This window comes from Alteromonas sp. AWM4_230, from assembly GCF_056158305.1.
Genome location: NZ_JBSWTB010000002.1, coordinates 1 through 3,216 on the forward strand (window position 1 = coordinate 1; position 3,216 = coordinate 3,216).

Annotated in this window: 3 protein-coding genes; all 3 read left to right on the forward strand. The window is 41.7% G+C overall.

The window, feature by feature from the left end:
* Positions 1–267: 267 nt before the first annotated feature.
* Genes ACXACS_RS19865 through ACXACS_RS19875 form a run of 3 tightly spaced genes read left to right on the forward strand, consistent with a single transcriptional unit; the run spans position 268 to position 3,193 of the window.
* Complete coding sequence (locus ACXACS_RS19865) at positions 268–597, forward strand: HMA2 domain-containing protein (RefSeq protein WP_474809363.1); 330 nt, start codon at positions 268–270, stop codon at positions 595–597.
* Positions 594–1,127 (forward strand): HMA2 domain-containing protein, encoded by a 534-nt coding sequence (locus tag ACXACS_RS19870; RefSeq protein WP_474809365.1) that lies wholly within the window; start codon positions 594–596, stop codon positions 1,125–1,127. The genes ACXACS_RS19865 and ACXACS_RS19870 overlap by 4 nt, the downstream gene beginning before the upstream one ends.
* Positions 1,124–3,193 (forward strand): heavy metal translocating P-type ATPase, encoded by a 2,070-nt coding sequence (locus ACXACS_RS19875; protein WP_474809367.1) that lies wholly within the window; start codon positions 1,124–1,126, stop codon positions 3,191–3,193. Before ACXACS_RS19870 ends, ACXACS_RS19875 begins: the two co-directional genes overlap by 4 nt.
* Positions 3,194–3,216: the final 23 nt, after the last annotated feature.

Sequence of the window (3,216 nt, forward strand, 5' to 3'; positions counted from 1 at the left end):
ACTTCCTCCTTCATTATTGGTCGTATTATTCAGACGAAAAACTCCCGGTAATCCTTCCCTACACATTAGGAAACCATACCTCTGTTTGAGACCGTCCCACAAAAAGACTTGATTTCAATGTACTGATTAAGTGATATATGGAATAAACACTTTAAGTTTTCCATTTTTCTACAAATAAAATGTAGTTAATTAGGATAGACTGTGTTTTTATAGAGGTGCATTTTCATCTATTGTTGAGGATGTCCGTTTTATGTAAAGGAGTTTGCCATGCTGTCAAAAGTGAAACAAGCCATCTTTCTAAGACGCATTAAAAAAATGTTGTCTCGTTATCAAATTAAAGTCATCCATTTTATCCCAGGTCGCGTTAGGCTGTCATCCCCCTACTGGGCAGGAAACTCGAAGATTATCAATCAGTTAATGCCAATCCTGCAAACGGAAGTGCACATTCAATCCGTCAAGCACACACCCGAAACCGGTACACTTTTAGTCGAGTATCATAGCGATCCAAACGTTACGGAAGAACAAATGGAAGATTGGTTTCATACGGTTCAGCAAATTCATAATGATGTCATTTCAAAAGAGGTTACAAAGTTATGATTCAGTCAATGATTGGTTTAAGCGCTTCTCTTGTTGCACCTCGTTTGATGAAGCAGTTAAAGGATCAACAGGTACAAGTCGTACACGCCATGCCTGGGAGAGTACGACTACGGAGTCCGAACTGGCAGGAAGAACAAATCGCAAGAGCTCTTGAAGAGAATTTTTCCAAATATCCTATCGTACGCCACGTAAGTGCCTCAGGCATAACCGGGAGCTTACTCCTTGAATTTACTGTTGAATCTCTTACCTCTGAACAATTTGATGAAATCGTTCAATCAGCCGTGACAACATCTACGGAAACGTACCCTTATTTAGATGCAAAAATGAAAAAATCGATGCGAAAGGGAGTCAATTCCATTAATCATCTAATAAAAAAACAAACGGGTGGGAAGGCTGATTTCGAATCGTTGATGATTGTCGGATTAGTTTTTAAAGGGGCAACCACATTCACAACGAATCCAGCATTTGCTAGCAGCCTGCTTTACTGGGCATATGCAATCTTGACAAAGGAGGGCGATGACAGGTTGTGAGCAACATCCAAATTCTTCATAACACCCCTGGAAGAACTCGTCTTCATCTTGACGACGAACAAAAATCAAGCTACTTAGAAGCTATGATCCGTTCCATTCCCGGCGTGTATTCTGCGGTATGTACACCAAAAATAAATACTGTCCTCATTCATCATGAATTAACTATTTCCGCCCGTGACATCGTTCGTATGCTTCATGATATGAAACAGAGGGATGAAGCGAAGGTCAATTATAAACGAGAGCTGGGGATTAGTTTAACAGCCTTCCTGGTTGATTTTTTATTTCCCACTAAGTATTTCAGCGGTCTGAATCTATTATTACGGCCAGGGACTCTGCTCAGTTTGTATGCTTCTAGAAATATTATTGCAAATGGCACAAAACCATTGTTTGAATTTAGAAAGCCCAATGCTGATACATTAAGTACAGCGGCCATTTTCGCTTCATTACTCAAAGGAAATCCGCGATCAGCACTTGTCATTTTGTTCATGTCCACCTTTAGTGAAATGATTACGGAAATGACAGCGAATCGAACGAAGAATTATGTTCGAGACATGATGAATTTGGATGTCTCATACGTTTGGAAAGTTGATCGTCAGGGAGTAGAGAAGAAAGTATCCATTCATGATATCAACAAAGGCGATCAAATTGTTGTCTTTGAAGGTGAAAAAATTTGTGCAGATGGAACCGTCATGAGTGGTTGTGCAAGCGTCGATGAATCTTCTATTACTGGTGAGTACATTCCAAAAGACCTCGGCCGGCATCAAAATGTGTTTGCCGGATCAATTGTTCATTCAGGGAATCTTCATATAAAAGTCGAACATGTAGGCAATGAAACAGCTGTCTCACGTATCGTTCGATTAATTGAAGATGCCCAGCAGAAAAAAGCACCTATCCAGTCTTACGCAGACCAACTATCAGAACGTCTTGTACCCGTTTCGTTCGTGCTTGCAGCTTTCATCTATTTGACAACCAGAAGCTGGGATCGCGTCTTAAACATGCTCGTGATCGATTTCGTATGTGGCATTAAACTTTCTACAGCAACTGCCATTTCTGCATCTATTGGGAGTGCTGCAAAGAAAGGTGCACTCATTAAAGGCGGAGAGTACGTCGAAACACTATCCAAGATTAATACTGTAATATTAGATAAGACAGGCACGATTACAAAGGGGCAGCCCGTTGTAAAACAAATCATTCCTTACAACGGATATTCAGAAAGCGAATTACTCAGATATGTAGCCTCTGCTGAAGAACATTCCTCTCACCCTATTGCTGAAGCTATGGTGACGTTAGCAAATGATTGGAACCTCCAGCTCCCTGAACACGATCATGACAAAATTGAACAAATCGTTGGTCATGGTGTTAAAGCGACCATAGAAACGAAAGATGTATTGATTGGAAACATGAAGCTGATACTAAGTCATAATGTGGAAACCGAAGGGCTGAATTGCATCGATCAGCTACCAAACACAAGCAATGTGGTTTACGTCGCAATCGATGGTCAAATGGCGGGAGTTATTGTGATTGAGGATGCGATTCGGGAAGGCATGAAGCACACCATCAACCAGCTTCGTAGACTGGGGGTTGATGAAGTGGTCATGATTACAGGCGATAAAGAACAAGTAGCCCATGAGGTTTATGAGAAGCTTCAACTTGATAACTATTACGCTGAAGTCCTCCCTCATGAGAAAGCAAAGTACGTGAGAGATTACAAAGCAGCCGGGAACACGGTCATGATGGTAGGTGATGGTATTAATGATGCCCCTGCACTTGCTTATGCAGCCTTAGGTGCAACCATGGGAGGAAAACGCACGGATATTGCGGTTGAAGCAAGCGATTTAGTCATCACATCCGACAACCCAATGATCCTTACTGAAGTCGTTGAATTATCCAGAAATACCATGAAAACCATCCATCAAAATTTCTCTATTACGATTGCCGTGAACAGCTTGGCGATTCTGCTTGGAGCCTTCGGGGTGATTGCTCCCATTGCAGGTGCAGCGATTCACAATGCAGCTACGATCGGCGTGTTGTTAAACAGTACGAAACTACTTTTAAAAGAGGAGTGAGTTCAATGGAAGCCACCTTCTCC